Below are 25,009 nucleotides of genomic sequence, written 5' to 3' on the forward strand. Positions count from 1 at the left end.
GCGGGAGCTGCGGTGAAGTACTGCGATCGCAGTGCTTCGCGGGAGTGGGTCGACAATGCGGTGCGGTTGATCGAGGCCGATGCGCAGCGCAGCGCCGACACCCATCTGCTGCGGTATCCGCTGCCACCCGAATGGGGCGTGCGGCTGTATCTCAAGGACGAGTCCACGCATCCGACCGGCAGCTTGAAACATCGGCTGGCGCGTTCCCTGTTCCTCTACGCGATCTGCAACGGCTGGGTGTGCGAGGGGACGACCATCGTCGAGGCGTCCTCGGGGTCGACCGCGATCAGCGAGGCCTACTTCGCGAAACTGCTCGGCCTGGACTTCGTCTCGGTGGTGCCGGCGAAGACCTCGCCCGAGAAGATCGCGCTGATCGAGGCGCAGGGCGGCCGATGCCACTTCGTCGACCGCGCGCCCGACATCTACACCGAGGCGGTGCGGCTGGCCGCCGAATGCGACGGCCACTACATGGACCAGTTCACCTACGCCGAGCGGGCCACCGACTGGCGCGGTAACAACAACATCGCCGAATCCATCTATCAGCAAATGATTTTGGAGACCCATCCGGTTCCGGACTGGGTGGTGGTCGGCGCCGGCACCGGCGGAACGAGCGCGACCATCGGCCGGTACATCCGCTATCGCCGTCACGCCACCCGGCTGGCCGTGGTCGATCCCGAGAATTCGGCGTTCTACGGCGGGTACGAGGTCGGGGACCCGGGATATCAGACCGGTATGCCGTCGCGGATCGAGGGTATCGGCCGGCCGCGGGTGGAGCCTTCCTTCATCGGCGATGTGGTCGACCGGATGATCGAGGTGCCCGATGCCGCCTCCATCGCCGCGTGCCGCCATGCCAGTGCGGTGCTCGGCCGGCGAGTGGGCGGATCCACCGGAACCAATCTGTGGGGCGCGTTCGCCCTCATCGCCGAGATGGTCGCCGCGGGCCGCGAGGGCAGTGTGGTGACGCTGCTGTGCGACGGCGGAGACCGTTATGCCGGAACGTATTTCAACGACGAGTGGGTCGCGGGGCAGGGGCTGGACCTGGCCGAGTCGCACGCGATTCTCGACGAATTCACCGCCACGGGTATCTGGACCGCCTGAGTCGCGGAATCGCTATCGCATCGTTCGCCGCAGGTGAACACGCCTGGTGTCAATTTTGATTGACGCGCTCGCGATGTCAACGTAAATTGACGTACATGAGTGAAGCGACAACGCTGGCGGCCGCCGCCGGCAGTCCCGACCCTCAGGTCGGGCTGCGGGCGGTGCTCGCGCTGCGGCGATTGCTCGAGCGGCTCGAGGCGATCCAGGTGGCCAATGCCCGTAAGCAGGGCTGGTCCTGGCAAGCCATCGCCGAGGCGCTCGAGGTCAGTCGGCAGGCGGTCCATCAGAAGTACAACCGGAAAGGCGGAATCCACTGATGTTCGAGAGATTTGCCAAGGCGGCGCGCTCCGCCGTCGTGGACGCGCAGGAGGAAGCGCGTGAATTGCGTTCGCCCAGTATCGATGTCGAGCACCTGCTGCTGGGACTCGCCACCTGTTCGGATGCGCCGCTGCGAAAAATACTGGAGGAAAACGGCATCAGCGCCGAGGCGATTCGGAGGGCACTACCCGGCCGGCCGCGGACCGAGGAACCGCTGGGTGAGGAGGACGCGGCCGCGCTGAAGTCGATCGGCATCGATCTGGACGCGGTGCGAGACAGTGTGCAGGCCACCTTCGGCGAGGGGGCCTTCGACGAAGCGGTGCCGGTTCCGGACAAGGGCCGCGGGCGGTTCCGGTTCGGCGGTGGAATGAGCTTCGGCCACATCCCCTTCACCCGCGAGGCCAAGAAGACCTTGGAACTGTCACTGCGAGAAGCGATCTCCCGTGGTGACGACCGTATCGAGGCCGGTCACGTCCTGCTCGGCATCCTGCGCGCGCCCAACCCTGCCACCCGGGAACTGCTGGGCGGCAGCGAAGGGATGGAACGAGTGCGCAGCGCGGTACAGGAAATGCTCGATCGCGCGGCTTGACGGCCTCCGCCGTTAGCATTGCCGCATGGCACTTCTGCTCCGTTTGGCGATCAACGCCCTCGCGATCTGGCTCGCGGCGGCCTGGGTCGGCGGTATCGAATTGAAGGATCCGCCCGATGCGGGCACCGGCGGCAAGATTCTCGTCGTGGTCTGCGTCGCGATCGTCTTCGGACTGGTCAACGCGCTGATCAAGCCGATCGTGAAATTGCTGTCGCTCCCGCTGGTGATCGTCACGCTGGGGCTGTTCCTGCTGGTGATCAACGCCCTCATGCTGTGGCTGACGGCGAAGATCACCGAAACCACCGACTACGGCCTGCGGGTCGACGGGTTCTGGGCGGCGATCTTCGGGGCCGTCATCGTGACACTCGTCAACTGGGTGCTCGGCGTCGTGGTCCCGGAGGGCGGCCGGGACTGACGCTGTCGCGTCACCGTTCGTCAGCCGAGGCCGAGCGCCAGTGCGGTGAGCAGGGACCAGCCCAGCATCGCCAAACCGGTATCGCGCAGCGAGGGAATCAATCCCGGTCCCTGCTGCCCACCGCGCACGGGGGCGTTGGATCGCACGGCGAGCGGTATCGCCAGCAGGCCCACCAGGGCCCACGGTGTGCGCATCGCCAGCAGCAGCGAGGCCACGAACGGCACCACCATCAGCACCAGATGCAGTGTGCGGGTGCGGGTGTCGCCCAGTTTGACGGCGAGGGTGGTCTTGCCGGTCAGCGAATCGGTGGGGATGTCGCGCAGATTGTTGGTGACCAGCACCGCGCTGGAGAACGCGCCGACCGCGATCGCGCCGACCAGTCCGGCCCAGTCGAGCCGTTCGGCCTGCACGAATTCGGTGCCCAGCACCGCGACCAGGCCGAAGAAGACGAAGACGGCGATCTCACCGAAACCGCTGTAGCCGTAAGGCTTACTGCCGCCGGTGTAGAACCAGGCGCCGGCCAGGCAGGCCGCGCCGATCAGCAGGAGCCACCACGCGGTGGTGATCACCAGGATCAATCCGAAGACCGCGCCCACGCTCAGACAGGCGATGGCCGCGCCGCGCACCGCGGCCGGACTCGCCAGACCCGAACCGACCAGTCGCAGTGGGCCGACGCGCTCGTCGTCGGTGCCGCGGATGCCGTCGGAGTAGTCGTTGGCGTAGTTGACGCCGATGATGAGAGTCAGCGAAACCAGCAGGCTCAGCAGGGCCTTCCACCACACCGCGGCATCCAGCGAGGCGGCCGCGCCGGTGCCGACGAGGACCGGGGCGATCGCATTGGGCAGCGTCCGCGGGCGGGCGCCTTCGAGCCATTGTGCTGCACTAGCCATATCCGGCAGCCTAATGGTGGTAGCCCGGAGGCGGCAGCGCAGTGTCACCACGGAGGGCTTCACCATTGGGCAGAATCGACACAGCCTAATGGTGGTAGCCCGGAGGCGGCAGCGCAGTGTCACCACGCGACCCTGTCGACAACATTATTACGATATATCGGAGTAAACTCTACGAGATGTGTGGCCCGGGGAGCGGTCGGCCCCGGCGCAGCGCCCGATATTCATTCGACCGGTCACATACGATTGCGACGGCATGTTTCCTGATCACAGCGGCTCCGGGCCGGCATCGCGCTCCGCCCGTGCGAATGCCGGGACGACGCATACCCGGCCGGACAGCAGCGGCCGGGACGAAAGGCTGCCCGAGATGGATGTTCGCGTGGCGCTTCTGGGCGAGGTCGCGCTGCGCCGCGAGGCGGATCTCGTCGCGGTGCCCGGCGCTCGGGCGCGGTTGCTGGTCGCCGCGCTCGCCGTTCATCCTGGGCGCAGCCGCAGCGCCCAGGCGCTGATCGACGACATCTGGGGCGAGCAGCCGCCGCGCGCGCCGATGAACGCCCTGCACACGCAGGTCTCGAGACTGCGGTCGGCCTTGCCGGAGGGTGCGCTGGAAATCGGCCCGGCGGGGTACCGGCTGCTGCTGACCGAGGAGCAGGTCGACCTGAGCCTGGCCCGCGCCCTGGAACGGGAGGCGCAGCTGCGGTTCGAGCGCGGCGACACCGCCGGATGCCTCGGCCTGGTGCAGCGAGCGCGCGCGCTGTGGCGGGGCGAACCCGGTGCCGATCTGCCGCTCGGCCCCGTCGCCGACGAACTGCACGAATTCGCGGCCGCGCGCTGGTCGGCCCTGGACACCCTGGAACTGGCGGCGCGGGAGGCCGCCGGGGATCTCGGCGGTGCGCTGCGAGTGGCGCGGCGGGCGGCCGCGGCCGAGCCGCTCGACGAGCCCGCGCACGCCACCCTGATGCGCTTGCTCGCCGGCGACGGACGGGCGAACGAGGCCCTGGAGGTCTTCGCCGGACTGCGGACGCGGCTCGGTGAGGAATTGGGCGCGGACCCCGGCCCGGCGCTGGTCGCGTTGAACACCGCGATTCTGCGTGGCGACCATCCGGCGGTGGGCCCGGTGCCGTCGCATCCCGTGCCGGTCACCTCCGCGACACAGCGGGTGTCCACCGCCCAGCACGCGCTGACCTCGGAACCGCCCTACGGCCCGCCGGAAACCGCTGCCGCGCCGCCCAATACGGCCCTGGGCCTGCGCGCGGCCCCGAATCCGCTGCTGGGCCGCGACGGCGATCTGGTGGCGCTGGAGAAACTCGTCCAGGAATTCCGGGTGACGACCGTGCTCGGTCCGGGCGGTACCGGCAAGACCCGCGTCGCCAACGAGCTCGGTGCGCGGATCGCGGGCAGGCAGGCGGTGGCGCTGGTCGAATTGGCCTCGCTGCGTGCCGCTTCCGACGGCGATGCCGGTGAGCGCCACGCCGCGACGTGCGCGGAGATCGAGGCGGCCATCGGTGCGGTGCTCGGCGTCAACGAGTACTCCCGCGAAGCGAATGTGTTGCGCCGCAACCAGACCATCGACGGCCGGCGCCGATTGCGCGAGGCGCTGTCGTTGCGTCCCGTCCTGCTCATCCTGGACAACTGCGAACATCTCATCGACGCGGCGGCCGAGGTGGTCGCCGACCTGGTCGGCAGTTGTGAACATCTCACGGTGGTGACCACCAGCCGGGCGCCGCTGGCCATCACGGCGGAGACGGTCTATCCGTTGCCGCCCTTGGCGATCGACGCGCAGGGCTCACCCGCCACGGAGTTGTTCGTCAGCCGGGCGCGGGCGGTGCGCCCCTCGGCCCGGCTGGATCCGGCGGTCGTGGCCCGGCTGTGCCGCACCCTGGACGGGCTGCCGCTGGCCATCGAACTCGCCGCGGCCCGCGTGCGGACCATGAGCGTGGAGGAGATCGAAAGCCGGCTCGACCATCGCTTCGCGCTGTTGCGTTCGGGTGACCGCAGCTCACCCGAACGCCACCGCACCCTGCACGCGGTGATCGAGTGGAGCTGGAATCTGCTCGAACCCGAACAGCGGGTGGCCCTGCGGCGGCTGTGCCGGTTCCCCGCCGGATTCTCCCTGGACGCAGCGGAATCCGTGGTGGCGGGGACGGATTCGATCGACGCGGTGGCCGCGGTGGACGGCTTGGTGAGCCAGTCGCTGCTGACCGTACTGGCCGACGACGAGATGGTCGCCACCCGCTACCGCATGCTCGAGACGGTGCGCGAATTCGGTGAGGAACAGCTGATCGCCACCGGTGAGGCCAATCTCGTGATGGACCGGATGTGCTGCTGGGCACGGAAATTCGCGCACGACGCGGCACGGAACTACGAGGGTCCGGATCAGATTCGCACCGTGCTGTCGGTCGCCGCCGAACTCGACAACCTGCTGGCGGTGTTGCGCCACGCCGCGGAGACCGGCGATTCCCGCACGGTGTACGCGGTGTTCGCGCCCGTCGCCATGCTGTGGGTGATGCGCGGCGCCCATATGGAGCTGATGAGCTGGGCGCCCCGGATCGTGCCGGTGCCGCCGCCCGAGGGGCCGCGCACCCGCGTCGAGTCGGATCTGGAGTTGCAGAGCTACATCTTCCTGGCGATGCATATGGCCTTCGGCGATCCCGGACTGCGGCCCATCGCGGTGATCCGCGCCCGCGCTCGCCGCTTGCTCGCCACGGCCGATCTCACGCCCGGAATCCGATTTCTCGGTGCCATGCTCTGCGCGCGAATCACTGTCGCCCACGGCGTGCGTTTGATGGCGGCGGGTACCCGCTCCGACGACGATCTCGTGCGTGCGCTCGCCTTCCTGCTGCGCGCCAATATGCGGGAGAACGCGAGCTATACCGCCGGGTCGATCCGCGATGCGCGGCAAGCCCTCGCATTGGCCGAGGGGCGCGATGTCTGGGGCACCGCGATGTGCTCCCAGCATCTCGGGCAGATGGCCTCGCAGGCGGCACGCTACGAGGAGGCCGTGGCCTACTACCGTCGCGCGGCCGAGCTGATGCAGCAGTTGCGCTGCTTCGAGGAAAGTGTGGAATTGCGCAGCTTCCTCGCGGTCTCCATGGTCGGCGCCGGACAGTTGGTCGAGGCGCGGCGCGAACTCGAATACGCGCTGGGTGTCATCGACGACGGCGTCGGACTGGACGAACCGGTGACGCAGCCCAACCACCGCAAGGGCGCGGTCGTGGCCGGAATGGCGGAACTCGAACTGGCGGAGGGCGAGATCGAGCGTGGTCTGCGCACGTTCCGGCGCAGCCTGCAACTGTTCGATTGGCCCAATTCCGGTGGTGGCCCCGGGCCGGGCGACATCATCGTCGCCAGTGCCGTACTCGACGCCCACATTCTCCACGATGCCCTGCACGAGGTGCCGCGATTGCCCGGTCAGCTGGCGCGAGCGGCGCGTGAGCGGCTCACTCAGTTCATCGATCTCCCCCAGATCGGGGGTGCCGCCGGTGCGCTGGGCTCCTTCCTGATCCGGTCCGGTACCGACCCGGAAACCGGCGCGAGGCTGCTGGCCCTGGGGGTGAAGGTGATCGGCCGCCAGGACTATTCCTCGATGCGCTGGAATCGGCATCTGGCTCTGGCGCGGGCCACCGTCGGCGCGGAGCTGATCGTTGCCGGGCATGATGCGGTCTCGAGACTCAACCGCCGTTCGGCCGCACAGCGCGTCCTGGCGATGCTGCCGGAGCTCGAAACTCTGCTGGGCGCCTGAGGCGGTAGTCGGGCGATCGCCGGACTGCGTGCCGGATGATGCGGTCATAGCCGTGAAAAGGGTTGTCCGCCGGTCGCTTTCGCGACCGGCGGACATGGGGGAGGGGCACATCACGCCCGGCGCATGTAGGCCCGGATGGCCAGCGGGGCGAAGATCGCGATCACGACCGCCGAGCCGATCAGGCACCACGCCAGGTTGCTGCTGTAGATGTTGCCGTTCATCAGCTCGCGGCACGAATTCACCATGTAGTACACGGGATTGGCCTTGTTGATGCCCTGCATCCAGCCGGGCATGGTGCTGACGAGAGCGAACGCACCGGACATGAAGGTCAGCGGGAACATGATCATCATGGAGATGCCCTGCACCGAGGCGGCGCTCTTACCGGTGACACCGACCAGAGCCCAGATCCAGCTGACCGCGAACGAGCAGAACACCACGACCAGACCGGCGACGACCACGCCGAGGACGCCGCCCTCGGGCCGGTAGCCCAGGATCAGGCCGACCACGATGGTGAGCACCGTCGCGATGCCGTAGCGGACCATATCGGCGATCAGCGCCCCGGCCAGGGCCGAAACCCGGGCGATGGGAAGGGATTTGAAGCGGTCGAAGACGCCCTTGTCCATATCCTCGCGCAACTGGGTGCCGGTGACGACCGAGGTGAGCACGACCGTCTGGACCAGGATGCCCGGAATCAGCACCGGTAGATAGGCCTGCACGCTGCCGCCGATGGCGCCGCCGAAGATATAGGCGAACAGGGCGGTGAACAGGATCGGCTGCACGGTGACGTCGAACAGCTGCTCCGGATTGTGCTTGATCTTGAGGATGCCGCGATACGCCATGGTGAGCGAGTTCGCGACGGTCTGGCGGAGTGAAATGTGATTGCTGGCAACGGGAATCGCGGCGCGCGCGGCGTGCCGGCCGGTTGCGGGAGCGGGAAGAGTGGTGGTCACGATATGTCCTTCGGGGGAGTGGGGAACGTGGCGGGGGCCGGCCTCATGCCGCGGTGCCCTCGGAATCGGTGCCGGCGTCCTCGGATTCGGCGGCGTGGCCGGTGAGGGCGAAGAACACCTCGTCCAGGCTCGGCTTGCTGACGGTGATCTCGTCGACGCGGATATCGTTGTCGCGCAACCGGACCAGCAGATCCGCGGTGACGCTCGGATCGCTGAGCGGGGCGGTGACGCGGCCGGCCTCGGGGGAGATGCTCGCCTCGACCAGTTTGCCGTCGGCGCGGGAGAGGAATTCGCCGATGAGCGTGCGGGCCCGTTCGATGGTGTCGCGGTCGGCGACGGTGATCTGCAGCGCCGACTGTCCGACCGAACCCTTGAGTTCGTCGGAGGTGCCGTCGGCGATCACCTTGCCGTGGTCGATCACCGCGATGCGGTCCGCGAGCTGGTCGGCCTCGTCCAGGTACTGCGTGGTGAGCAGCACCGTGGCGCCCTCGCGCACGAGCCGGCGGATGGTCTCCCACATCTGCGCGCGAGTGCGCGGATCCAGGCCGGTGGTCGGCTCGTCGAGGAACAGCAGCGGCGGCGTCGCGATCAGGCTGGCGGCCAGATCCAGGCGCCGGCGCATACCGCCGGAGAAGTTCTCCAGGGCCTTGGTCGCCGCCTCGGTGAGCCCGAATTCCTCGAGCAGTTCGGCCGCGCGGCGCTTGGACTCGGCCCGGCTCAGCCCGAGCAGCCGGGAGAAGATGATCAGATTCTCGGTGGCGCTGAGCTTTTCGTCGACCGAGGCGTACTGGCCGGTGACGCCGATCAGCGAGCGGACCGCGGTGGGTTCGGCCACGACGTCGTGACCGAAGATCCGGGCCCGGCCGCCGTCGGGGCGCAGCAGGGTGGCGAGCATGCGGATGGTGGTGGTCTTGCCGGCCCCGTTCGGGCCGAGCACGCCGTAGACGGCGCCCTGCGGCACCGCCAGGCTCACCCCGTCGACGGCCCGCTGCTCCCCGAAGAGCTTGACCAGCCCGTCCGCCTCGATGGCGAGTGCATCAGCAGGTGCGTAAGAAGTCATGACACAACTGTGCGGGGGGCGTCTTGCACCCTTCTTGCACCGCTGTTGCACGCTCGCGCAAGGGCGATCGAGGGCCGCTTGCATAACGCACGGTCCACGCAAGCGGCGGCATCGCCGCAGGTGGAGGCCTCGATCAGGACAGTGGCGGTGTGAGCGGTGTCACTGCCGAGCGGTCAGTGCGTCGCCTGCTCCAGCAGGTGCTCGCGCAGCTTCACGCGATTCGGCTTGCCGGGGCCGCGCATCGGGATCTCGTCGAGGATCGCCAGTTCCCGCGGGGCCGCGATCGGGTCCAGCTCGGCCACCACGTGCGCGCGCAATTCGTCCAGCGTGGGGGTCGCACCCGGATTGGGCACCACCGCCACCGCCACCCGCTGGCCCAGCCGCGGATCGGGCAGGCCCAGCACCACGGCCTCGTTGATCGCCGGATGGGTGGCGAGCACGGCCTCGACGACCTGCGGGATCACCAGCAGGCCACCGGTCATGATGGCCTCGTCCAGGCGGCCGGTGATGGTCAGCACGCCGTCGTCGAAGGTGCCGGCGTCCTCGGTGCGGAACCAGCCGGGCTCGGCGAACGCCGGGTGGTCGGGGATGCCGCGATAGCCCTTGGCCAGCATGGCCCCGCCCAGCAGCACCCGCCCGTCCTCGATGCGCACCTTCGCACCCGTCAGCGGCACACCCTCGTAGACGCAGCCGCCGCAGGTCTCGCTCATGCCGTACGTGCGGACCACGTTGATCCCGGCCGCGCGGGCCCGGTCGAGTACCGGCTTCGGTGTCGCCGCGCCGCCGACCAGTACCGCGTCCAGCTCGGCGAGCGCCTGCGCGCCGACCGGATCGTCGAGGGCCTTGATGAGCTGCGTGGGCACCAGCGAGGTGTAGCGCCGGGGTCCGGTCATCCCGGCCACCGCCGTCGCCAGCCCGCCGGGTAGGAAACCACCCGAGACGTCCAGCACCGCCGGTTCGACGCCCGCCTGGATGCTGCGCAACAGCACCTGCACCCCGGCGATGTGGTGGGTCGGCAGCGCCAGCAGCCACTGGCCCGGACCGCCGAGCCGCTCGTGGGTGGCATCGCCGCTGGCGCGCAGGGCGGCCGAGGTGAGCATCGCGCCCTTGGGGACGCCGGTGGTGCCGGAGGTGGTGACCACGAGGGCCACATCGTCCTCGATCTCCTCACCCGGGCGCAGTGCGCTGGAGAGTCGATGGGATTCCCGGCGATCGCCGGTGGGGATCGGCAGCCACGCCGGACCGTTGCCCTCCAAGGCTTCCCGCAGATGCGGCAAGACGTCACCCACCGCGGCTCCGGTGGGCATGGGGAGGGTCCGCAGGGTGGTGCTCACGTTCGCGATCGTGTCATGTCGAGGTCGATGACCCGTGAACGGGTCCGCACTTCCTTCGCTGAATCGGGGAGAAGGTCAGTCCGACGTCGGTGTCGCCAGCGGCCAACCACCCGCTGCCAGGTGCGATGCCACTCGAGCGATATCGTCCTCGCCCGGCAGCTCCTTGGCAACTCGGGCGATCGCCGCCTCGATCTCGTGCTGGGCGATCTCGTCGTCGCCGGCGCGTTCGCGCACCAGCTCCTCGACCACCAGATGCACCTCGTAGTCGGTGAGCCGGCGATGCAGGACGGCCAGCAGCGCGACATAGTCGGATTGCGGCACACCCTGCGGATATCCGGCGCGCAGCCAGCCCAGCACCTTCTGCAGGACCGACGGCGTGGTCTCGTTCGATTCGGGTTGCTGGGGCGATGCGGATTCGGTGGTCACGAATGTCCTTTCGACGATCAGGGCGGCGCCGTGCGGCCGCTCAGCCTTGACCGAACAGATGGATGCCGAGCCGTGCGGCCAGAAAACCTCTGGCAACGAACAGCACTCCGGCGATGACGGTCAGCGTTACCACCGAATAACACAACCCCGCGCAGGCCGCAGCCGCACGCCGGCGGGTGGAATCCGGTTGTGGCGCAGCCCCCGCGATCGAATGCAGCCGCACCCCGAGCGCGAAGATCGCCGGCAGTCCCGCCCCGAAGAGCAAGGCGGCGGCGGTGACTCGCCACAGTTCGGTCAGATCGTCGATCAGGGTCTGCATCAGAGATTCCTTGCGGCGCGATGGGAGGCGCGTGAGTCGTCGGTCCGTGTGGGCTTTCCGGGCTCGGGCGGTGCCGAGGTCGCGGCGGCGTCCTCGGGGTCGGCGGGTGCCGAACCGGCGGTCCCGGTGCCGTCGGCGCCCGGCAGACTCGTCCACTGCTCGTTGACGTTCGCGGCGTGCACCGGGGTCCGGCGCGAGCGCAGATAGATCAGGCCGGCCATCGCGATGAGGATGGCGAAGACCACCAGCACGCCGGGCAGGCCGCCGATCAGATGCGCCAGCGCCCAGCAGATCGCGCCCGCCAGCCCGGCCAGCGGAAGGGTGAAGACCCAGGCCACCACCATGCGCCCGAGCACCGACCAGCGCACCTCGGCGCCCGGACGGCCCATACCCGTACCCAGGATGGCGCCCGTCACCGTCTGCGTGGTCGACAGCGGCAAGCCGAAATGCGCCGAGGTGAGAATGATCGCGGCGCTGGTGGATTCGGCCGCCAGCCCCTGCGGCGGGGTGATGTCGACCAGACCCTTGCCGAGGGTCCGGATGATGCGCCAGCCGCCCAGCGAGGTGCCCGCGGCGATGGCCACCGCACAGGCCACGATCACCCACAGCGGCAACGGGTCGCTGGGTTGTTTCGATCCGTAGGCGATGAGCGCCAGGAAGATGATGCCCATGGTCTTCTGCGCGTCGTTGGTGCCATGGGCCAGCGACACCAGCGAGGCCGAACCGATCTGGCCCCAGCGGAAACTCCGGTTCACCACTCGCTGATCGCTGCTGCGGGTGATCCGGTACACCAGCCAGGTGCCGATCGAGGCGACCAGCGCCGCGACCACGGGCGCCAGCACCGCGGGCACGATGATCTTGGTGAGCACGCCCTTCTGCCCGGCCGACCAGATCACCCCGCTCCAGCCGAGCGCGGCGATGGTGGCCCCGATGAGCCCGCCGAACAGGGCGTGGGAGGAACTCGACGGCAGCCCGAGCAGCCAGGTGAGCAGATTCCACAGAATGCCGCCGACCAGTCCGGCGAAGACGATGGCGAGCAGATCGGCGCCGCCCACCTCGTCCAGGCGCACGATGCCTTCGGCGACGGTGGCGGCCACCTCGACACTGAGGAAGGCGCCGATCAGATTCAGCCCGCCCGACAGCAGCACCGCGGCGCGCGGGCGCAGGGCGCCGGTGGCGATCGAGGTCGCCATGGCGTTGGCGGTGTCGTGGAAGCCGTTGGTGAAGTCGAAAACGAGAGCCGTGACGACGACGATGAGCAGAACGAACAGTTCGGCGGTCACGCCTCCAGTGTGCGTTATCGATCCGTTAACGCGTTGGCCAGGTTCCCGACATGTCGGACGAACCGGGATGGTAAGGCGGGGTCATTCCGGGGGCTTGCGGGTGTCGCGCCGGATCGGATGGTCGGCGGGCACCTCCACCAGCACGATCGGAACGCCGTCCGGATCGCGCAGCCACATCTCGATCAGACCCCAGGGTTCCCGCACGGGCGAACGATCGATCGGGACTCCCCGGGTCGCCAATTCCGTGGCCGCGATACTCGCGTTGCGCACCTGCAACCAGACGGCGCCCGCGAAACCGGCCGGCGCCGTCTCGTCGCGTCCGTGCGCGGCCACCTCGATCAGCGATTGCCCGGCGAAGAACACCGTGCCGCCCGGATACTCCCGTGCGATCGCCAACTCGAGCCCGTCCCGGTAGAACGCCAGCGTGCGTTCGTAATCGCTCGGCCGCAGGATGATTCGACTGCTGAGGATGTCCACGAATCGAGCCTAGAGGGACGACCTCGGGCCGAGTGGCCGCTTCGCGAGGTCCGGCGGGAAGCCCGGCTCAGAAGTGGTACGGGTAGGGACTCCAGTCCGGCTTGCGCTTCTCCAGGAACGCGTCGCGGCCCTCGACCGCCTCGTCGGTCATGTAGGCGAGGCGAGTCGCCTCACCGGCGAAGAGCTGCTGGCCCACCAGGCCGTCGTCGGTCAGGTTGAACGCGTATTTGAGCATGCGCTGGGCCTGCGGCGACTTCGCGAGGATGTCGGCGGTCCACTCCAGCGCCTCGTCCTCGAGCCGGTCGTGGTCGACGACCGCGTTCACCGCACCCATGTGGTGCATCTGCTCGGCGGTGTAGGGGCGGCCCAGGAAGAAGATCTCCCGGGCGAACTTCTGCCCGACCATCTTCGCCAGGTAGGCGCTGCCGTAGCCGCCGTCGAAGCTGCCCACATCGGCGTCGGTCTGCTTGAACCGGGCGTGCTCACGGCTGGCCAGAGTGAGGTCGCAGACCACGTGCAGGCTGTGTCCGCCACCGGCCGCCCAGCCGTTGACCAGCGCGATGACCACCTTCGGCATGAACCGGATCAGCCGCTGCACCTCGAGAATGTGCAGGCGTCCGGCGCGGGCTTTGTCCACGGTGTCGGCGGTCTCACCGTCGGCGTACTGATATCCGCTGCGCCCGCGGATGCGCTGATCGCCGCCGGAGCAGAACGCCCATCCGCCGTCCTTGGGACTGGGGCCGTTCCCGGTGAGCAGGACCGCACCCACATCCGGCGTCATCCGCGCGTGGTCGAGCGCGCGGTACAGCTCATCGACCGTGTGCGGCCGGAAGGCGTTGCGCACCTCCGGGCGATCGAAGGCCACGCGGACGGTGCCCTGCTCGATGTGCCGGTGATAGGTGATGTCGGTCAGGTCCTCGAAACCCACGACGGGCTCCCAGAGTTTCGGATTGAACGTCACCCGAGCCATCATGCACCCCACCCGTCACCGGCTGTTCGCCCGCGCCGGGCCGGCCGCCGCAAATGTGATGTTCGTCCGGTACGTCGCAGAACCGGCGAGCTACCGACGGGTTGGGTTGGACGGTGTAAGAACTGGCGTTACCGTGCAGGTATGAGTGAGCGCGCGGAACCGGCGATCGACACCAGTGCGGTCGATGCCGATCGGTACGAGAAGCACGGCGGATTTCCCAAGGTGGAGGAGGCCGAACTCGGCGCGAACTACGCGCCGTTCCTGGAGGCGATGCGCACGCTGCAGGACCTCACCGTCTCCGTCGACTGTCCCGACGAGGTGTTCGGGCAGGCACTCGCGCAGGCGAACGCCTTGGCCGACTTGCTCGCGCCCTATCGCGCACCGGAACTGCAGGGCCCGTCGGGCCGAGTGCCGGCGCTGCCGGGACGCGGCAGTCTGCTGCTGCCGCCGTGGGTGATGACCGAGGCCGGTCCCACGGGTGTCCGGATGCGTGGCGAATTCCGCCGGTATCACCTCGGCGGCAACAACGCCGTGCACGGCGGCGTGCTGCCGCTGCTGTTCGACGATCTGTTCGGCTCGCTGGTGCACTACGCCGGACGGCCGATCAGCCGCACCGCGTTTCTGCACGTCAACTACCGTAAGGTGACGCCGCTGGAGACGCCGCTGACGGTCGAGGGAACCGTCGATCGGGTGGACGGGCGCAAGACTTTCGTCTCCGCGCGACTGCGCGACGAATCCGAAACGTTGCTCGCCGATTGTGAAGGGCTCATGGTGCAGTTGCTGCCCTGGCAGCCGTAGTCGGCCGGAGGACGGTGTGTCCGGTGCGTCCGATGCGTATAGTTACCCGCGCTCGCTCATCGAAAAACTATCCGGAGGAACCTGAAAGTGGTTGCAGCACTGTCTGAATCCCTGCTCGATGACGCCAAACGCCCGGCCTTCCTGGCCGACGCCCAGGAGGTTCTGGATGCGGAGGTGTCGGATAAGGGGGGTGCATCGGGCCTGGCCGTGAAGGGCGGCTACGCCGCGGTGAAGAAGGTCAGCCCGACCATCGTCTCGGACGCGCTGGAGTCGTTCGCACCCAAGTTCGTCGAGCGGCTGGAACCGTACTGGGCCCAGTACCAGGCGTCGGGTAGCGGCTCGTTTGCCGATCTGCTGGTCGCCAACTCCGACGAGGTTGCCGAGTCGCTGCTCGCGGTGACCGACGCGCGTGCCGAGGCCTCGTCGCGGCCGGCGCTGAAGAAGGCGTACTCGTCGCTGCGTTCGTCGGCGAAAAAGCATGTGGTCGAGGCGCTCCCGCGCGTCGGCGACCTGGTCCAGCGGCACGCCGGCTGAGTTGCGGTTCTGCGACCTCGTCGTTCGGCATCCGGACGGAGTGTGATCCCCGGATGCCGGACGGCGGGGGGCCGCGGCGGCACGAGGTGAGCGCCGCGGGTCCCGTCGGAATCCACCCGCGCCGCGCGGTGCCGATCAGCCCGGCGCCGACTTCCCGAACCGCCAGTAGCCGGTGAAAGTGATGTCCGCCTTGGCGATTCCGCGCTCGTTCGCGAGATGTCGCCGCAGGCCGGAGGCCAGTTTCTGTTCTCCCGCCACGAAGGCGTAGACCCCGCTCGCCGCGATGTCTCCCGCTCGCGCGGCTGCCAATGCGAGACTGCCGATCTCGGCCTCCGGATCGCCGCGGACCAGCCAATTCACCACGACCCCTTCGGGTTCGCCCAGATCCTGCGCATCGTCGGGGTGGGGTGATCTCCAGATACGCCGCACCTCGCAGATCCCGCGGCGCCGACCGCAGAATTCCGGCGATCGCCGGCAGGGCGCTCTCGTCGCCCGCCAGCAGCGACCACGAACAATGATGCGGCGGTCGGTACATGATGCCCTCGTCGAGCAGTCCCACCGCGGTGCCCGGGGTGGTGTTCGCCGCCCACCCGCAGGCGGGGGTGTGCTCGCCGTGCATGGCGAAATCGATGTCCAGCTCGGCGGTTTCGCCGAATTCTCCCCGGCCGGCCGGCCGGAACTCGCGCACGGTGTAGTTGCGCACCACCGGGCGGTGCTCCTTGCTCATCATCAGCCACTGCGCGTACCAGAGATTGCTCGCCGCCGAGGGCAGCCGCAGTTCACCGTCGCGCGGCAGGAAGAGCCGGAACCACTGGTCGAATCCCATCGGGGTGAACTCGGCGAGACCGGCGCCGCCGAGCGTCACCCGCACGAAATTCGGACTGATCCGCTTGTTCGCCAGCACCTCGGCGGTGAGGATCCGCCGCTCCTCGGGCTTGACGTACTTGGTCCGCTTGGCCATGAATATTAGGTTAGCAAAACCTAACTCGATGAACCCGGTGTGAGCGGGTCGACGTCCCCTACGGCCGGAAGGTCTGACAGTCTGGGGAGGTGAATCCATCGACAGCACAGGCCCAGGTCGTGGTGGACGAGCTGGTGCGCGGGGGTGTGCGCGATGTCGTGCTGTGCCCGGGCTCACGCAACGCGCCGCTGGCCTTCGCGCTGCAGGCGGCCGATGCGGCGGGGCGGCTGCGACTGCATATGCGCATCGACGAGCGGACCGCCGGATTTCTCGCGGTTGGCATGGCGGTGTCCACCGGGGCACCGGTGCCGGTGGTGATGACCTCGGGAACCGCCGTGGCCAACCTCGGGCCCGCGGTGCTGGAGGCCAACTACGCCCGGCAGCCGCTGATCGTGCTCAGCGCCAACCGGCCCTACGAGATGCTGGGCAGCGGCGCCAACCAGACCGTCGAGCAGTTCGGCCTGTTCGGCAGTCAGGTGCGGGCCGCGATCAGCCTGGGCCTGGCCGAAGCGGAACCGGATTACCGCAGTCAGAACAGTGTGTGGCGGGCCGCGGTCTGCCGCGTCCTGGCCGCCGCGCGCGGCACCCGGTCCGGCAACGCCGGGCCCGTGCACTTCGACATTCCGCTGCGCGAGCCGCTGGTCCCCGATGCCGTTGCCGGCGAGCCGATTCCGGCCGGACGCGCCGGTGACGCGCCGTGGACCGAAACTCAGTACGCGACCCTGGACGTACCGCTCGAGATCGACCTGACGCTCGATACCGTCGTCATCTCCGGTCACGGCGCGGGCTATCGCGCCGAGCTGGCGCAGCTGCCCACGGTCGCCGAACCCACCGCCGCGATGCCCGGCCCCGCCCTGCATCCGCTGGCGCTGCCGCTGTTGAAGCCGCGCCAGGCCGTCATCACCGGCCGGCCGACGCTGCATCGGCAGGTGTCGAAGGTGCTGGCCGATCCGGATGTCACCGTCTTCGCGCTGACCACCGGGCCGCGCTGGCCCGATGTGTCCGGCAATGTCGTCGGCACCGGCACCCGCGCGGTCACCTCGGGGGCGCCGCGCCCGGAGTGGCTCGAGCAGTGCCGCGAACTCGACGCGATGGCGTGCCGCGCGATCCGCACCGAACTCGCCCGCCATCCCAAGCCGACCGGCCTGCACGTGGCCTCGGTGGTGATGGACGCCCTGCGCGAGGGCGACCAGCTACTGCTCGGCGCCTCGAATCCGGTGCGCGACGCGGCGCTCGTGTCGCATCCGCGTCCCGGTGTGAAGGTGCTGTCCAACCGCGGCGTGGCCGGTATCGACGGCACGGTGTCCACCGCGGTCGGCGCGGCCCTGAGCCATCCCGGCCGGACCTTCGCGCTGATCGGCGATCTGACCTTCCTGCACGACGCCTCCGGCCTGCTGATCGGCCCGGGGGAGCCGCGCCCGGCGGATCTGACCATCGTGGTCGCCAACGACGACGGTGGCGGCATCTTCGAACTGCTCGAACAGGGTGATCCGCAATACGCCGGCGTCTTCGAGCGCATCTTCGGCACCCCGCACGGGATGGATCTGGCCGCGCTGTGCGCCGCCTACCGGATTCCGCACCGGCAGGTCGACCCCGCCGAACTGGCGGTGGAAATGACCGGGCACGCCCACGGCATTCGCGTGCTGGAGGTTGCAACCGAGCGATCCAGCCTGCGCGAGTTGCATGCCGCGGTGCGTGCCGGCATCGAATAAATCGGTACCGAATAGACCGGGTACCGGCTAGACCGGGAACCGGTCAGCTCAGTAACCGGCCTCGGGCTCGTCGTATTCGTCGTCGAGCGGCACGGGAATGGACTGCTCGATGAGGTCGGCCTCGGCGGCTTCGCGGTCGACGGCCGGTGCGTCGAATTCGGGTTCGTCCGGCGCCACCTCGAGATTCTGGTCCAGCTGGTCGGCCTCCGGAACCATATCGACGGAGGTGGTGTCGATGGTGGGATCGGTCATCGGTTGCTCCCTTCCGCTCGGGGGTCCGATTCGCCGGATACCGCGATCCGGCACTGTCGAGGATGCCCTCACCGCGTGCGGCTGGCAACCGTTCGTTCGCGGCCGCCGATGAATTCGGGTGGTCCGCGTCGTCCTCTCTATGAGTGCCTGTGCCGGTACAGGCCGTATTCGGAGGAGGACCACATGGCGACACCCCACTTCGATCTGGAGAGCGCCACCGATGCGATGACCGAGATCATCAGCGGCATCGGCGCGGACGATCTGAGCGCCGCGACCCCGAGCCCGGGGGTCAGCGTGCGGGATCTGCTGTTCCACACCCTCGGATTCACCGAGGGATTCCGTCAGGGTGCCACCAAGGAAGGCGTCGGCCGCTCCGCGCCGCCGCAGCAGGCGCCGGATGCGGATCTGCCCGAGGGGTGGGGCGAGCTGATCACGACGCAGTTGAAGGCGCTCACCGAGGCGTGGCGCGATCCGGCCGCCTGGGAGGGCGATACCGAGGTGGGCGGCGTCACCGCCCCCGCGCCCGCGATGGCCGGATTCGCCCTGAACGAGGTGGTGATGCACAGCTGGGACCTGGCGTGTGCCACGGGTCGCCGATTCGAGCCGGCCGACAAGGATGTAGCGGTGCTGCTCGAGCAGTTCCGGGAGACGCCGCGCGAAGGCGTTCCGGGGCTGTTCGGCCCGGTGATCGAGGTGTCCGCCGACGCGTCGGACTGGGAGCGCCTGCTCGGCCTGACCGGGCGAGATCCGTACCGGCAGGTGTGAGCGTTCCGTTCGCTCACCGGGTGAACAGGCCTGCGGTGGCGGCTGTCGTCGCGGCTTCCGCGGCGGTCACCGCGACCGCATCGTCGATCGGGTCGCCGGAGATCAGGAAGCGGTAGTACAGCGGGGCCGAGACGGCGGAAACCACGGCGCGGGCATCGGTTCCGGGGGCGAGTTCGCCGCGTTCGACCGCGGCCGTGACGCACGGCTCCCATTCGGTGATCCGCACGTCGTAGAACCGGTGCAGGGCCGCGGTGGTTTCCGGATCGCAGATGGCCGCGGCGACAAGGGCTTTGAACAGCGGGCCCTGGCGTGGGTCGGTCAGGGTGCGCGCGACGAGGCGGGCATTGGCGGTGAGGTCGCCGCGTAGCGATCCGGTATCGGCGTGCGGCAGCGAGGTTTCCGCCATATCGGTGAGCATGTCCGCCATCAGCCCGGCCGGGGTGCGCCAGCGGCGGTAGACGGTGGTCTTGCCGACCTCCGCGCGGGCCGCGACCTCGGCGAGGTCGAGTTCGGCGAAGCCGCGTTCGGCCAGTAGATCCCCGGCCGTACGCAGGACGGATTCGCGGACGCGCGCCGTGCGACCGCCCGGGCGTACCGAACCGGGAGCGGCAGTGTCCGAGCTCATAACGGTCCTCCAGTTTCATTAGCGTCGGATCGAGTGTATCGTCTCACGTGTTAATGAAACTTCAGTTCCGTTAGGGGTTGGTCATGGACTATCGTCGATTGGGTGCCTCGGGTCTGCTCGTCCCGGCTCTCAGCTTCGGAGCGGGCACCTTCGGGGGCCGAGGCGAACTGTTCGGCGCGTGGGGCGATACCGACGCCCAGCAGGCGCGCCGGATGGTCGATGTGGCGCTGGAGGCCGGCGTCACGATGTTCGACACCGCGGACGTCTACTCCGACGGCGCCTCGGAAGAGATTCTGGGCCGCGCGATTCGCGGTCGCCGGGATCGAGTTCTGCTGTCCACCAAGGCAGGACTGCCCACCGGGCCCGGAGCCGCCGAGGCCGGGTCGGGACGTTCCCGGCTGATCGCGGCCGTCGATGCCGCGCTGCGCCGGCTCGGCACCGACTACATCGATCTGTTCCAGCTGCACGCCTTCGACGCCGCGACCCCGGTCGAGGAGGTGCTGGACACGCTCGCGGATCTGGTGCGCGCCGGGAAGATCCGCTATCTGGGCGCCTCCAACTTCGCGGGCTGGGAGCTCATGAAATCCCTCGCTGCCGCCGACCGCGGCGGTCATCCGCGGTATGTCGCCCATCAGGTCTACTACTCGCTGGTCGGCCGCGACTACGAATGGGAACTGATGCCGCTCGGCCGCGACCAGGGCGTCGGCGCGATGGTCTGGAGCCCGCTGGGCTGGGGCCGGTTGACCGGCAAGATCCGGCGCGGACAACCACTTCCGGCGGGCAGCCGCCTGCATCGCACCGCCGAGGCCGGCCCGCCGGTCGACGATGAACTGCTCTACGACGTCGTGGACGTGCTCGACGAACTCGCGGCCGAAACCGGGAAGTCCGTACCGCAGATCGCGCTGAACTGGCTGCTCTCGCGCCCGACCGTCGCGACGGTCATCGTCGGCGCCCGCAACGAGGAACAGCTGCGCCAGAACCTCGGTGCGGTCGGCTGGCAACTCGAGCCCGAGCAACTGGCCCGGCTGAACAAGGTCAGCGCCGTGACTCCGCCGTATCCGTACTACCCCTACTACCGGCTGCCGGATTTCGCGCGGGTCAACCCGCCGATCGGGGTCGCGTAGCGGGCGGCTCAGTACACATCGCGCACATACCGTTTCTCCGCGGTCAGCTGCTTCTTGAACGCCAGCGCCGCATCCTCGTCGAGATTGCCGTGGATGCGGGCGATCTTCAGCAGGGCGTCGTCGACGTCGCGGGCCATCCGCGCGGCGTCACCGCAGACGTACAGGTGAGCGCCGTCGCGCAGCCACGACCACAACTCGGCGCCGTGTTCGATCATGCGGTGCTGCACGTAGATCCGCTCGCGCTGATCCCGCGAGAAGGCGAGGTCGAGCCGGGTGAGAAACCCGGAGCGGAACATGTCCTCGAGTTCGGTGCGGTAGTAGAAGTGGTCCTGAGCGTGCTGATCGCCGAAGAACAACCAGTTGCGCCCGCGGCATCCCAGCGCGCGGCGTTCATGCAGGAAGCCTCGGAACGGCGCGATGCCGGTGCCCGGGCCGACCATGATCATCGGCGCGTTCGGATCCAGCGGCGGCCGGAAATGCGGTGCGCGCTGCAGGAATACGGGCACACCACCGGTCTCGTCCCGGTCGGCGAGGAAGGTGGAACATACCCCGCCGCGCGGGTCGTCGGCGGCGCCGTAGCGCACCACACCGACGGTGAGCTGCACCTCGCGCGGACTCACCAGCGGGCTCGAGGAAATCGAATACTGCCGCGGTTGCAGCTTTTTCAGCACCGAGAGCCATTCCACCGGATCGGCCCGTACGGGAAAGTCGCGCAGAACGTCGACGGCATGGCGATCCCACAGATAGCGGTCCAGTTCGTTGCGGTTGTCGCGGCGCAGCAGCTTCGCCAACTGCTGACTGGGATTGTGGTCGGCGACGAAGGACAGCAGATCGCCACTGATCTTGGTGATGTCGAAATGCGTGCGCAGTGCCGATTCCAGTGGCACATCGCGTCCGTCGATCTCGATCGGCCGGGCACCGTCGAGTCCGGTCGCCGCCAGCCAATTCCGCACGGCGGCAGTGCTGTTCGCGGGCCACACCCCGAGGCTGTCGCCGACCTCGTAGCCGGCCTCCAGACCGCTCAGGTCGAATCCGAACTGCCGCACCTCCTTACCGGATCCGGGCCGTGACAGCAGGTCGTTGCGGATCAGCGGGGCCGAAACCGGGGCGTTGCGGGTGAAGGGCGCGGGGACCGATCGGGTGGTGCGCGCGGGCGCGGCGGTGCGGGCCTCGACGCGATCGAGTACCCGGACGCCGAGCCCCGCGGGCGCGCCGGTACGACCGGTGTCGGTGGACGGAACCGGACCCTCGCTGAGCGTGGCGGCCGCACCACTACCGCTGGGCGCGCCGGCACCATGGTCGTCGGTGGGCGAATTCCCGTGACCGTCGTCCAGGGCGGCGAGGACCGCGGTGATCCACTCCTGCGACGCATCCTCGTGATCCGGTTCGCTGTCGACGCGATCCAGCAGCCGGACACCTCCCCGTTCGGACAGCAGCCGATCCACCTTGCGGCCGTAGCCACAGAAATCGTCGTAGGAGGAGTCGCCGAGGGCGAAGATTCCATATCGGAGGCCTGGGAAGCGAGTGCCGCTGTCCTGCAGTCGATCCCAGAAGTCGGCGCCGTTGTCCGGTGGGCCGCCGTCACCGAAGGTGCTGGTGACGAACAGGACGTCACCGGTCAGTTCCGGCAGTTCACACGCGTTCATCTCGACCAGCCGGGGCGCGTGCCCGTGCTCGGCGAGGGCCGCCGCGGCCGTCGCGGCCAATTCTTCGGCGGTACCGGTCTGGGAAGCCCACAGCACGGTCACCGGCCGTCGCTGCGGGCCGGCCGGAGTCGAGGGGGCTGCGGCTGTGGCGCCGGGCGGGGAGCCGGGGGCCCGCGAGTACATCCCCGCCAGCAGCCCGTCGATCCACCAGCGGCTGCGGTCGGACAGCGGCGCCGATTCCGGGAGGACGGGCTGCCCCTGGACCGGAAGCGATTGCAGCGCTGCCAGATACCCGCCCAGATAGATCCGCTCCGCCTCGCTGAGCATCGGCGCGGCTGCGGAATCGAGTCCCAGCATCGCGGCGAGGGGATGCGCTGCGGGTGCGCCGCCGGATACCACCGGGCCGGCGCCCACGGCGTCGACCCGGTCGTCCGGTTCGGTGCCTCCCGGGTCGTCCTCGTCGCGAGTGTCCCGAGCGGGCCCGACGCGGCGCAACGTCACCGCGCACGCCTTGAATTCCGGTTGCAGCGAATCCGGATCCACGGCGTCGTTGGTCACGGCATTGATGGTCAGATATTCCCCCTGTTCGTCGTTCCAGTGGAACGGTGCGAAACACGCGCCAGGCCGCACCCGATCGGTGATCTGCACGGGCAGCACCGCTCGCCCACGGCGAGAAGCGATTTCGATCTGATCGCCGGGGCGCACACCGAGTGCGCGCGCATCGTCGGGATGCACGTCGAGAAACGGCGCCGGATTCAATCTGTTCAGCTTCGCGACCCGCCCGGTCTTGGTCATCGTGTGCCATTGATGTTGGACACGACCGGTATTCAGGACGAAGGGATAGTCGTCGTCGGGCATTTCGGCGGCAGCCATATGCGGCCGTGGCCAGAACACGGCCCGGCCGCTCGCGGTGGGGAAGACCAGCGCGCCCGCATCGCCGGTGCGATAGCGAATCGGGTTGCGGCGCTGCGTGGCATCGGCGCAGGGCCACTGCATCGGACCCTCGCGCAGTGCGGCGTAACTCATTCCGCTCAGGTCGTATCCGGTCGCCGGATTCGCGAAACCACGGATCTCGTCGAAGATCTCGGCGCTGGAAGCGTAGTCGAATCCCTCGAATCCCATCGCCGTCGCGATCCGCGCGATCCACTCCCAATCCGGCAGCGCCGCGCCGAGCGGCTCCACCGAATTCCGCAACAACGTGACATTGCGTTCGGAATTGACCATCACGCCGTCGGCTTCGGCCCACAGCGCCGCCGGTAGCAGCAGATCGGCATAGGCATTGGTCGCGGTATCGAGATAGGCGTCCTGGGTGATCACCAGTTCCGCCGCCTCCAGACCGGCGATGACGGTTTTGCGATTCGCCACCGAGGCCACCGGATTACTGCAGATGATCCAGCACGCCTTGATCCGGCCGTCGGCCAATTCCCGGAACATGTCGATCGTGCCGCGTCCGGATTCGGCGCGAATGGTGCCTGCCGGAAGCTGCCACGCGGTTTCGACGAAACGGCGATCGGCGTCGACGAGGGCGCTGCGCTGCCCGGGCAAACCGGGACCCATATAGCCCATTTCGCGCCCGCCCATGGCATTCGGCTGCCCGGTCAGCGAGAACGGACCGCTCCCGGGCCGGCAGATGGCGCCGGTGGCCAGATGCAGATTGCAGATGGCATTGGTGTTCCACGTGCCGTGGGTGGACTGATTGAGCCCCATCGTCCACAGCGTCATCCATTCGCCGGCCGCGCCGATCCACGCCGCGGCGGTGCGAATATCGTCCTCGGCCAATCCGGTGATCTCGGCGACGCGGGCCGGTGGATAGTCGGCGAGGAATTGCGGCATCGCCTCCCAGCCCTCGGTGTGGGCGGCGATGAATTCGGCGTCGATATCACCGTTGCCGACCAGCAGGTGCAGCAATCCGTTCAGCAACGCCAGATCGGTGCCGGGCCTGATCTGCAGGAAAAGGTCGGCCCGGGCGGCGGTGTCGGTGCGCCGCGGATCCACCACGATCAGTTTGGCACCGGCCTTGAGCCGATCGGCCATGCGCAGGAACAGAATCGGATGACAGTCGGCCATATTCGAGCCGATCACGAAGAACAGGTCGGCGCGGTCCAGGTCGTCGTAGGAACCCGGCGGGCCGTCGGCGCCCAGCGATTGTTTGTATCCGGTACCGGCACTCGCCATGCACAGCCGCGAATTGGATTCGATATTCACCGTGCGCAGATAGCCCTTGGCCAATTTGTTCGCCAGATACTGCGCTTCGAGTGTCATCTGACCGGAGACGTAGAGCGCGACGGCATCGGGCCCGTATTCGTCGACGATGGCGCGCAACCGCTGCGCCGCCTGCCGCACGGCCTCCTCGACCGCGAGTTCGACCGGTTCCTGCCCGCGCCGGGGCCGGTGCAGCGCCGTGGTCATGCGTCCGGGGGCGCGCATCAGTTCCAGGTGGGTGGCGCCCTTGGTGCACAGTCGTCCGGCATTGACCGGATGCAGTTTGTCGCCACTCACCTTCGCGATGACGGGTGCGCCGGCCGCGTCGCGCTCGGTCCGCACCGTGATGCCGCAGCCCACGCCGCAGTAGGAGCACGCGGTCCGGACGGTGCTCGTGGAGTTCTCGGCGCTCGACACACCCCCGATGATGGCGAGCTGCCGTTGCGACGGATTTACCGAACGTTATCGGCAGATGACGAAAATTCTCACCTCAGCGGTGCCGTCGCGGTGAGATTTCCGGTT

The 25,009-nt window shown here is 68.7% G+C and carries 22 protein-coding genes and 1 pseudogene; 10 read left to right on the plus strand and 13 right to left on the minus strand.

The features are described 5' to 3' along the window. The first annotated feature begins 12 nt into the window (after window positions 1–12). From cds1 to AC5592_RS23420, 4 genes are all read left to right on the plus strand, one after another. On the plus strand, window positions 13–1,098 hold the full coding sequence (gene cds1, locus AC5592_RS23405; protein WP_063065441.1) for an L-cysteine desulfhydrase Cds1: 1,086 nt from the start codon (window positions 13–15) through the stop codon (window positions 1,096–1,098). A 95-nt stretch (window positions 1,099–1,193) separates the two neighbouring features. Then, window positions 1,194–1,415, plus strand: coding sequence for a helix-turn-helix domain-containing protein (locus tag AC5592_RS23410; protein ID WP_036505955.1), 222 nt, complete (start codon window positions 1,194–1,196; stop codon window positions 1,413–1,415). Continuing rightward, window positions 1,415–2,005 (plus strand): Clp protease N-terminal domain-containing protein, encoded by a 591-nt coding sequence (locus AC5592_RS23415; RefSeq protein WP_036505953.1) that lies wholly within the window; start codon window positions 1,415–1,417, stop codon window positions 2,003–2,005. Before AC5592_RS23410 ends, AC5592_RS23415 begins: the two co-directional genes overlap by 1 nt. 25 nt (window positions 2,006–2,030) lie before the next feature. After that, window positions 2,031–2,420 carry a phage holin family protein gene (locus tag AC5592_RS23420; RefSeq protein WP_063065442.1) on the plus strand — a complete coding sequence of 130 codons (390 nt, stop codon included), beginning with the start codon at window positions 2,031–2,033 and terminating at the stop codon, window positions 2,418–2,420. A 20-nt stretch (window positions 2,421–2,440) separates the two neighbouring features. Here the strand turns inward: AC5592_RS23420 and AC5592_RS23425 are convergent, their stop codons facing one another. Further along, a complete protein-coding gene (locus AC5592_RS23425; protein ID WP_036505946.1) occupies window positions 2,441–3,310 on the minus strand; it encodes a 1,4-dihydroxy-2-naphthoate polyprenyltransferase in 870 nt (289 codons plus the stop codon). Between the two features lie 376 nt (window positions 3,311–3,686). On the opposite strand from AC5592_RS23425, the gene AC5592_RS23430 reads away from it, so the two are divergent. Next, window positions 3,687–7,049, plus strand: a complete 3,363-nt coding sequence (locus AC5592_RS23430) for an AfsR/SARP family transcriptional regulator (RefSeq protein WP_232329511.1) — start codon at window positions 3,687–3,689, stop codon at window positions 7,047–7,049. 110 nt (window positions 7,050–7,159) lie between these two features. Here AC5592_RS23430 and AC5592_RS23435 read toward each other — a convergent pair whose 3' ends face one another. From AC5592_RS23435 to AC5592_RS23470, 8 genes are all read right to left on the minus strand, one after another. Beyond that, the gene (locus tag AC5592_RS23435) at window positions 7,160–7,999 is read right to left on the minus strand and encodes an ABC transporter permease (RefSeq protein WP_036505943.1); all 840 of its coding nucleotides are present in this window, start codon (window positions 7,997–7,999) and stop codon (window positions 7,160–7,162) included. Between the two features lie 43 nt (window positions 8,000–8,042). Continuing rightward, window positions 8,043–9,059 carry an ATP-binding cassette domain-containing protein gene (locus tag AC5592_RS23440; RefSeq protein WP_063065444.1) on the minus strand — a complete coding sequence of 339 codons (1,017 nt, stop codon included), beginning with the start codon at window positions 9,057–9,059 and terminating at the stop codon, window positions 8,043–8,045. Window positions 9,060–9,232: 173 nt separating this feature from the next. After that, window positions 9,233–10,366: an o-succinylbenzoate--CoA ligase gene (gene menE / locus AC5592_RS23445; RefSeq protein ID WP_036505951.1), complete on the minus strand. Its 1,134-nt coding sequence runs from the start codon at window positions 10,364–10,366 to the stop codon at window positions 9,233–9,235. A 102-nt stretch (window positions 10,367–10,468) separates the two neighbouring features. After that, window positions 10,469–10,819, minus strand: a complete 351-nt coding sequence (locus AC5592_RS23450; RefSeq protein WP_083871302.1) for a DUF3349 domain-containing protein — start codon at window positions 10,817–10,819, stop codon at window positions 10,469–10,471. A 40-nt stretch (window positions 10,820–10,859) separates the two neighbouring features. After that, the gene (locus AC5592_RS23455) at window positions 10,860–11,138 is read right to left on the minus strand and encodes a hypothetical protein (protein WP_036505940.1); all 279 of its coding nucleotides are present in this window, start codon (window positions 11,136–11,138) and stop codon (window positions 10,860–10,862) included. Next, window positions 11,138–12,421 (minus strand): inorganic phosphate transporter, encoded by a 1,284-nt coding sequence (locus tag AC5592_RS23460; RefSeq protein WP_084507048.1) that lies wholly within the window; start codon window positions 12,419–12,421, stop codon window positions 11,138–11,140. Before AC5592_RS23460 ends, AC5592_RS23455 begins: the two co-directional genes overlap by 1 nt. An 81-nt stretch (window positions 12,422–12,502) precedes the next feature. Continuing rightward, window positions 12,503–12,898 (minus strand): VOC family protein, encoded by a 396-nt coding sequence (locus AC5592_RS23465; RefSeq protein WP_036505938.1) that lies wholly within the window; start codon window positions 12,896–12,898, stop codon window positions 12,503–12,505. Window positions 12,899–12,965: 67 nt separating this feature from the next. After that, the gene (locus tag AC5592_RS23470) at window positions 12,966–13,868 is read right to left on the minus strand and encodes a 1,4-dihydroxy-2-naphthoyl-CoA synthase (protein ID WP_063065456.1); all 903 of its coding nucleotides are present in this window, start codon (window positions 13,866–13,868) and stop codon (window positions 12,966–12,968) included. Between the two features lie 141 nt (window positions 13,869–14,009). Here AC5592_RS23470 and AC5592_RS23475 point away from each other — a divergent pair, with 141 nt between their 5' ends. Together AC5592_RS23475 and AC5592_RS23480 are read left to right on the plus strand one after the other, a co-directional pair. Then, window positions 14,010–14,666, plus strand: a complete 657-nt coding sequence (locus AC5592_RS23475) for a PaaI family thioesterase (protein WP_036505936.1) — start codon at window positions 14,010–14,012, stop codon at window positions 14,664–14,666. 87 nt (window positions 14,667–14,753) lie between these two features. Then, entirely contained in the window at window positions 14,754–15,200 is a 447-nt protein-coding gene (locus tag AC5592_RS23480; protein ID WP_036505933.1) for a DUF6918 family protein, read from the plus strand. A gap of 135 nt (window positions 15,201–15,335) precedes the next feature. Here AC5592_RS23480 and AC5592_RS23485 read toward each other — a convergent pair. Further along, window positions 15,336–16,161: pseudogene (locus tag AC5592_RS23485) on the minus strand (siderophore-interacting protein). An 89-nt stretch (window positions 16,162–16,250) separates the two neighbouring features. Here AC5592_RS23485 and menD point away from each other — a divergent pair. Continuing rightward, window positions 16,251–17,873: a 2-succinyl-5-enolpyruvyl-6-hydroxy-3-cyclohexene-1-carboxylic-acid synthase gene (menD, locus tag AC5592_RS23490; RefSeq protein WP_063065445.1), complete on the plus strand. Its 1,623-nt coding sequence runs from the start codon at window positions 16,251–16,253 to the stop codon at window positions 17,871–17,873. A 48-nt stretch (window positions 17,874–17,921) separates the two neighbouring features. Here the strand turns inward: menD and AC5592_RS23495 are convergent, their stop codons facing one another. Further along, the gene (locus AC5592_RS23495) at window positions 17,922–18,125 is read right to left on the minus strand and encodes an Rv3202a family protein (RefSeq protein WP_039781142.1); all 204 of its coding nucleotides are present in this window, start codon (window positions 18,123–18,125) and stop codon (window positions 17,922–17,924) included. Window positions 18,126–18,308: 183 nt separating this feature from the next. Between AC5592_RS23495 and AC5592_RS23500 the strand changes: the two genes are divergently transcribed. Beyond that, on the plus strand, window positions 18,309–18,890 hold the full coding sequence (locus AC5592_RS23500; RefSeq protein WP_063065446.1) for a TIGR03086 family metal-binding protein: 582 nt from the start codon (window positions 18,309–18,311) through the stop codon (window positions 18,888–18,890). A 13-nt stretch (window positions 18,891–18,903) separates the two neighbouring features. Here AC5592_RS23500 and AC5592_RS23505 read toward each other — a convergent pair whose 3' ends face one another. Continuing rightward, complete coding sequence (locus AC5592_RS23505; RefSeq protein ID WP_063065447.1) at window positions 18,904–19,515, minus strand: TetR/AcrR family transcriptional regulator; 612 nt, start codon at window positions 19,513–19,515, stop codon at window positions 18,904–18,906. 83 nt (window positions 19,516–19,598) lie between these two features. Between AC5592_RS23505 and AC5592_RS23510 the strand changes: the two genes are divergently transcribed. Continuing rightward, window positions 19,599–20,639, plus strand: a complete 1,041-nt coding sequence (locus AC5592_RS23510; RefSeq protein WP_036505903.1) for an aldo/keto reductase — start codon at window positions 19,599–19,601, stop codon at window positions 20,637–20,639. An 8-nt stretch (window positions 20,640–20,647) separates the two neighbouring features. On the opposite strand, the gene AC5592_RS23515 is transcribed toward AC5592_RS23510, so the two are convergent. After that, complete coding sequence (locus AC5592_RS23515; RefSeq protein WP_232329512.1) at window positions 20,648–24,904, minus strand: bifunctional nitrate reductase/sulfite reductase flavoprotein subunit alpha; 4,257 nt, start codon at window positions 24,902–24,904, stop codon at window positions 20,648–20,650. Window positions 24,905–25,009 lie beyond the last annotated feature (105 nt).

Source organism: Nocardia violaceofusca NBRC 14427, assembly GCF_963869435.1.
Classification (GTDB): domain Bacteria; phylum Actinomycetota; class Actinomycetes; order Mycobacteriales; family Mycobacteriaceae; genus Nocardia; species Nocardia aobensis.

Coding starts and splice junctions, on each gene's coding strand:
- AC5592_RS23410 (WP_036505955.1), top strand. CDS start 1,194: ATGAGTGAAGCGACAACGCTGGCGGCCGCCGCCGGCAGTCCCGACCCT.
- AC5592_RS23415 (WP_036505953.1), top strand. CDS start 1,415: ATGTTCGAGAGATTTGCCAAGGCGGCGCGCTCCGCCGTCGTGGACGCG.
- AC5592_RS23420 (WP_063065442.1), top strand. CDS start 2,031: ATGGCACTTCTGCTCCGTTTGGCGATCAACGCCCTCGCGATCTGGCTC.
- AC5592_RS23425 (WP_036505946.1), bottom strand. CDS start 3,310: ATGGCTAGTGCAGCACAATGGCTCGAAGGCGCCCGCCCGCGGACGCTG.
- AC5592_RS23440 (WP_063065444.1), bottom strand. CDS start 9,059: ATGACTTCTTACGCACCTGCTGATGCACTCGCCATCGAGGCGGACGGG.
- menE (WP_036505951.1), bottom strand. CDS start 10,366: ATGCCCACCGGAGCCGCGGTGGGTGACGTCTTGCCGCATCTGCGGGAA.
- AC5592_RS23455 (WP_036505940.1), bottom strand. CDS start 11,138: ATGCAGACCCTGATCGACGATCTGACCGAACTGTGGCGAGTCACCGCC.
- AC5592_RS23470 (WP_063065456.1), bottom strand. CDS start 13,868: ATGGCTCGGGTGACGTTCAATCCGAAACTCTGGGAGCCCGTCGTGGGT.
- AC5592_RS23475 (WP_036505936.1), top strand. CDS start 14,010: ATGAGTGAGCGCGCGGAACCGGCGATCGACACCAGTGCGGTCGATGCC.
- AC5592_RS23495 (WP_039781142.1), bottom strand. CDS start 18,125: ATGACCGATCCCACCATCGACACCACCTCCGTCGATATGGTTCCGGAG.
- AC5592_RS23500 (WP_063065446.1), top strand. CDS start 18,309: ATGGCGACACCCCACTTCGATCTGGAGAGCGCCACCGATGCGATGACC.
- AC5592_RS23505 (WP_063065447.1), bottom strand. CDS start 19,515: ATGAGCTCGGACACTGCCGCTCCCGGTTCGGTACGCCCGGGCGGTCGC.
- AC5592_RS23510 (WP_036505903.1), top strand. CDS start 19,599: ATGGACTATCGTCGATTGGGTGCCTCGGGTCTGCTCGTCCCGGCTCTC.